This is a genomic window from Bacteroidia bacterium (assembly GCA_025056095.1).
Taxonomy (GTDB): Bacteria; Bacteroidota; Bacteroidia; order JANWVE01; family JANWVE01; genus JANWVE01.
The window spans coordinates 1-5738 of record JANWVW010000177.1; the positions used below are offsets into that span (position 1 = coordinate 1).

Genomic DNA, 5738 nt, shown 5'->3' on the forward strand with positions numbered 1-5738 from the left:
TAGCGTAGCCCGTAGCACGCCGACCTTGTGGGCATGAGCGCAGCGAAACGCCCACAAGGGCACGCCCAAAAAAAATTGAATATTATCTCAAAGCAAAAAATGAATATAACCCCACTCTATCCTCTTTTAGACGCAAAAACAAACTTCTTTATGATGGGTTCATCTACCTCACGAAGCTCGTATTTATTTCCTTCCCAATGTTTTTTACCTTCATGAATAAAAATAATCTTATCGCCAATCTCTAACACAGAATGCATGTCATGAGTATTGACAATAGTAGTAATACCGTATTCTTCCGTAATTTCTGCGATAAGCTCATCAATAACTATACTAGTCAAAGGATCTAAACCTGAATTCGGTTCATCGCAAAATAAGTATTGTGGATTTAAAGCAATGGCTCGGGCTATACCTACTCGTTTACGCATACCTCCACTCAATTCGGATGGATACTTTTTCTCCACTCCAGGCATGTTGACCCGCTCTAAACAAAAAGCAACTCGCTCGGCAATCTCCTTTTTAGACATTTTACTGAACATTCGCAGCGGAAAAGCTATATTCTCTCCAACAGTCAAAGAGTCAAATAAAGCCCCTCCTTGAAATAACATACCTATTTGTTGCCGTATTTCTTTTTTCTCTTCATAGTTCATTTCTATCAAGTTTCTGCCATGGTAGAGAATTTTGCCCGAATCAGGTTCTGTTAAGCCTACTAAGCATTTGAGTAAAGTACTTTTGCCGCTTCCACTTGCTCCTATTACCATGTTTACTTTGCTTTTCAAAAATTCAATGCTAATGTCATCAAGTACAATTTTGCCTGAATAAGATTTAGTCAAATGCTCCACAGCAAGGGAATTGTTCATAGCAAATGCTCAAAAATACAAACTTTTAGCCTATTTTTATATTTTTGCTTTATGGTAGAAAAAGAAATTATTCACGCGGATAACGCTCCTGAACCTGTGGGCGCTTACCCGCATGCGCGCAGAGTGGGCAATCTTTTATTTTTATCTGGGGTAGGTCCAAGAGAAAAGGGTAGCTCAAAAATTCCAGGTGTCGAGTTAGATGAGAACGGAAACATTTTGAGTTATGACATAGAGGCACAGTGCCATTCAGTATTCAGAAATGTGAAAAATATTTTAGAAGCCGCAGGATCTAAATGGGAAAATATAGTGGATGTAACAGTGTTTTTAACTAACATGAAAAAAGATTTTCCCATTTACAATAAACTCTATGCAATGTATTTCAAAGATGTTCAAGCTACACGCACTACTATTGAGGTCAATGCTCTGCCTACGCCCATTGCAATTGAACTCAAAGTAATTGCTACAATAGATTAAACTGCTATGATAGAACATACTACCGAGCTTCGAGTGCGCTATGCAGAAACTGATCAAATGGGAATTGTATATTATGGAAATTATGCTCAATATTTTGAAGTGGCGAGAGTGGAGCTATTGCGGCATATAGGTATTACTTACGCTTTTATTGAGCAAAATGGCATATTTATGCCTGTACTAAATTTAGAATGTCAATTTCACGCACCTGCTTATTATGATGAAATTCTCAAAGCCCAAGCTAGCATCCCAACTTTACCTACTACGCGGATACGCATCATGTACAAAATTTTTAACTTGCAGGACAAACTTTTAACTTCGGGCAGTACAGAATTAGCTTTTGTGAGCAGAAAAACTCAAAAGCCCATTCGCTGTCCTGATTTTATTTTAGAGAAAATGAAGCCCTATTTTTGACTTTGCGGTTTATTGATGTCTCACTTATGTGCAAAATGAACTAAAAATGCATGTTTTTAGATTGTTTAATTTGATGTTTTAGACGTGCCCCTTGCTGCGCAAGGGTGGAGCATTCCGCACGTAGTCCGCAGTACGCCGACCTTGTGGGGCAAAGCCTACAAGAGCACGCCAAAAAAACAAAAATGTAACTTCTTGCGTAATTATTCTCTGCATAGAAGAAAAACAGACTTAAATAAGATTAGCTAAAAACACGCTAAACTCAACTTACGATTTTTTATTTACAACTTTTTTTTTCACTTCTTGTAAATGTCATTTTTTATTCTGAATTTTGAAACAGTTTTGTCATTATGAAAAGCAATTATTGTTTAGCGTATTTGTATTGCTTGCTCTCTGTTACTTTTTCTGATATAGGATTTGCCCAAAGTTTGCGGAAAGAGCTGCGCTTAGCCCACAATCACTACTACTTTGGTGAAAATGACTTAGCTATGCAGGCTTACAAAAAGATATTAGCTAAGTATCCGAATGTTGCAGAGGTAAATTTTTTGTATGCCCGGTCTATTTTGGAAAGCAGCTCTAATGAAAAAGCTATGGCGTTAGGATACTTTATACGTGCCAAAGATTTAGACCCTAATGTAGATAAAGAAATTCTGTACTATTTAGGTATAGCTTATCAGTACAATCATCAGTGGGATAAAGCAGAAAATTGTTTTAAGCAGTATCGCGAAGGAAAAAAAGAAAAAAGTGAAGAGTATAAAAAAGCAACTAAAAAAATAGACGAGTGCCAAAACGCAAGGATTATAGCTAGCCAACCTCCTGCTTACAAAATCACAAATTTGGGCGAAAAAATTAACACTAAATACGCAGATTATGTCCCTGTAGTGTCATCAGACCAAAATATTATCTTTTTTACTTCACGAAGAGAGGGAAACGTAGGAGGACCACGAGGTGAAGACCAAATTCCTGCCGAAGATGTGTTTGTAGCAGTCAAAAATGGAAGTGAGTGGGAACGTGCTAAAAATGTGGTAATCCCTAAAATCAACACTCAACTCAATGAATCAGTAGTATCACTTTCACACGATGGACATACAATTTACTTCTACAAAAACAAAGGTAGATGGGGTAATTTATATGAAGCAGAATTAACAGGTACTATGTGGGGAGAACTTAAACCTATTCCGAATGTCAATACTCGTAAGCATGAAGCAAGCATAGCTATTTCCCCTGATAGAAACTTTATTATTTTTTCTAGCCAGCGCAAGGGAGGTAAAGGAGGATTAGACTTGTATTACTGCAAGCGCGTAAAAGATGGATGGAGCAAACCTATTCCCTGCGGAGATATGATAAATACCCCATACGATGACGACGCACCTTTTATTGACTACGACGGTAAAACCGTTTATTTCAGTTCACGCGGACATTCTTCAATTGGGGGCTATGATATATTTAAGACTACTTTTGATACAGCCACAGGCACTTTTACCGCACCTGTTAATTTAGGTATGCCTATCAACTCGGTTGGGGATGATATTTACATTTACTTCAATCCTGACCGAAAAACAGGTTACTTTACTTCTGAACGCGATGGAGGTTTTGGTGAAAAAGATATCTACTACTTTGAACCAATAGAACCTGAAAAACCTCTATTAGCTTCAAACGAACAACCTTTTGATAAAGACGCTTGGGCGGATTCCTTAGATATTCCTATTCATAGAATACGTTTGAGAGAAGATAAACCCAATGCCAAAATATTTGGAGTAGTGATAGATGCATCTACGGGGGCACGAATTCCCAATGCCATTTTGTACCTAAACATGAATACATCTACTACTTCCAATCTAAATGGCGAATATGAATTTTCTGAATTACCAGAAGGCAAATACACTATCCTAGCCACCGCAGATGACTATCAAAAGAAACAAGTGGTAGATGTTATTGTTACCCCTTTGCAAGAGGTATGCGTTAATATTCTTTTGGAAAAGGGAACAGGTATGTCTACCCGAACCTTAGTAGAGGCTAATCAAGAAGCTCAAGGCGCTTCAAAAGAAAATCTTCCTAAATCTCTTATTACCAATCCGCTGCGTAAAACTTTGGACAGCATCATCGTAGTCATGAAGCGCAGACCCGAAGCTAAGGCATATATTCGTGGATTAGGAAACAAAGCTTTTTCTGACAAAGAAGCTAAAGCTATCGCCCAATACTTGAAAAATGGAGGTATCTCATCAGATAGAATATACGCACAGGGGGATAATATTCGCAAAGACGAAAATCCTTATACCCAAGTAGATATATGGGTACGAAAAGGCGATGAAGGATTAGCAGACTTTCTCAAAACCAAAGAAGACCAAAAGCGAAAAGAATTTGAGAATTACTTAGATAAAATAAAGATACGGTTTTATTTTGCTCAGCTGACTGTATCTAGTAACCTCAAAACTGCAGGTGATAGCTTAGTGAATTTGCTTAATGCTTACCCCAACATGAAAATTTACATCAATGGACATACAGATGATATAGGACCAGAAGACGAAAACATGAAACTCTCTGAAAAACGTGCTACTGTCATTTACAACTATTTGATACAAAGAGGAATTGACAAAAACAGACTAACTATTCGTGCTTTTGGTGAAACTATGCCCATTGCTCCAAACAGTACTCCACAAGGAAGAGCCTACAACAGGCGAGTAGATTTTACTGTAAATACAGACTAAATTCAACTTTTTTACTTGCTGTTTTGTATATTTTTATACCATTTAGTAATTTTGCTGAACATCATGAGTGAAATAACACAAGATCGTAAAAATGCTTTTGAGCAAGAGCTGGGTATTCTAAGTCATGCACAGCGTTTGATTGAGTCCAACCAACCAATCTCTATCGAAGAGTTTAAAAAAATGGTAGAATCGTATGAGAATTTATTGAATGATGTAAAGCTACTTACCTCTGTAAGTGATAGGTTGCAAAACCGTTTAACTAACGCTAATGAAAAACTTCAAAAACTCAATCAACAACTAAAACAACAATCTGAAGAAATTCAAATGATTAACGAAGATATCAATAAAAAAAACATGGAGCTTCAAAAAACACTTGATGAACTGATGGATACTCGCAATGACTTGACCATAGCACGCATTAAAAAACGATCCATTCAATACACGGTTATTGTTTCTATTGTACTTGTACTAATTTCCGAAGTTATTGATAGGTTTCTAATTCCGAAAATGTTTCCCGAAGCTAAATTTTTCTCTTCAAAAGTACTTATTCTACTTTTTATTAAGCCCATTGAAAGTGCTATCTATGAACGGCTATTACACCGTGCTCAAAGTAAAGGGGAGCTTAAAAAAAGCAAAGCAAGTATAGACTAAATAAATCTGATACAAAAACATGAAAAAGTTACTCTTAACAATTTGTTGTTTGTTTAGTATTACAGTCCTATTTATTCAGTGTAGAAAAGATAGCGTTGAAAAAAACAATCAAAATACAAGCAGTACTTGTGATACTACTAACGTAACCTATGCCAGAATATCCTCTATTTTAAGCAGTAATAATTGTTTAGGTTGTCATAGTGCTTCCAGCTCTGTACCTCTAAACAACTATGACAATGTCAAGGCTGCTGCTATTTCAGGTAGATTAGTAGGTGCAGTAGAGCATTTGCCAGGCTATACACCGATGCCCAATAGTACTCAAAAAATACCTGAATGCGATAGAAAATCTATCAAGGCATGGATAAATCAGGGATTTAAAAATTGAACTTTTTTTGCATAGAAAGATATAAAACTGATTGATGCTGTATTGAAGTTTATTTTCAAGATCCGCAATAACATATTATGTTCCAAAAGTAGTTGGATTTTTATTTTTTGGGCGTGCCCTTGCCCACACTTCGCTTGCGCTTGGTGGGCAAGGTCGGCGTGCTTCGGGCTACGCTTTCGCTTCGGTGCTGCGCTTCGCTCCGCACTGGGCTAACGCCCACCCTGCGCATGCCTCACGCAAGAGATCTCTGAAAAA

The 5738-nt window shown here is 37.2% G+C and carries 8 protein-coding genes; 5 read left to right on the forward strand and 3 right to left on the reverse strand.

Features of this window, described 5'->3' with window-relative positions; genetic code table 11:
- Positions 1-116: 116 nt before the first annotated feature.
- Positions 117-857 (reverse strand): ABC transporter ATP-binding protein, encoded by a 741-nt coding sequence (locus NZ519_11130; GenBank protein MCS7029304.1) that lies wholly within the window; start codon positions 855-857, stop codon positions 117-119.
- 51 nt (positions 858-908) lie between these two features.
- Between NZ519_11130 and NZ519_11135 the strand changes: the two genes are divergently transcribed.
- Positions 909-1331 (forward strand): Rid family hydrolase, encoded by a 423-nt coding sequence (locus tag NZ519_11135; GenBank protein MCS7029305.1) that lies wholly within the window; start codon positions 909-911, stop codon positions 1329-1331.
- A gap of 6 nt (positions 1332-1337) precedes the next feature.
- Entirely contained in the window at positions 1338-1742 is a 405-nt protein-coding gene (locus NZ519_11140) for an acyl-CoA thioesterase (protein ID MCS7029306.1), read from the forward strand.
- A 78-nt stretch (positions 1743-1820) separates the two neighbouring features.
- On the opposite strand, the gene NZ519_11145 is transcribed toward NZ519_11140, so the two are convergent.
- Positions 1821-1955, reverse strand: coding sequence for a hypothetical protein (locus tag NZ519_11145; protein MCS7029307.1), 135 nt, complete (start codon positions 1953-1955; stop codon positions 1821-1823).
- A 134-nt stretch (positions 1956-2089) separates the two neighbouring features.
- On the opposite strand from NZ519_11145, the gene NZ519_11150 reads away from it, so the two are divergent.
- From NZ519_11150 to NZ519_11160, 3 genes are all read left to right on the forward strand, one after another.
- Positions 2090-4447 (forward strand): OmpA family protein, encoded by a 2358-nt coding sequence (locus tag NZ519_11150; protein MCS7029308.1) that lies wholly within the window; start codon positions 2090-2092, stop codon positions 4445-4447.
- 63 nt (positions 4448-4510) lie between these two features.
- Positions 4511-5098, forward strand: a complete 588-nt coding sequence (locus NZ519_11155; protein MCS7029309.1) for a hypothetical protein — start codon at positions 4511-4513, stop codon at positions 5096-5098.
- 49 nt (positions 5099-5147) lie between these two features.
- Complete coding sequence (locus NZ519_11160; GenBank protein MCS7029310.1) at positions 5148-5483, forward strand: hypothetical protein; 336 nt, start codon at positions 5148-5150, stop codon at positions 5481-5483.
- Between the two features lie 100 nt (positions 5484-5583).
- On the opposite strand, the gene NZ519_11165 is transcribed toward NZ519_11160, so the two are convergent.
- A complete protein-coding gene (locus NZ519_11165; GenBank protein ID MCS7029311.1) occupies positions 5584-5712 on the reverse strand; it encodes a hypothetical protein in 129 nt (42 codons plus the stop codon).
- Positions 5713-5738: the final 26 nt, after the last annotated feature.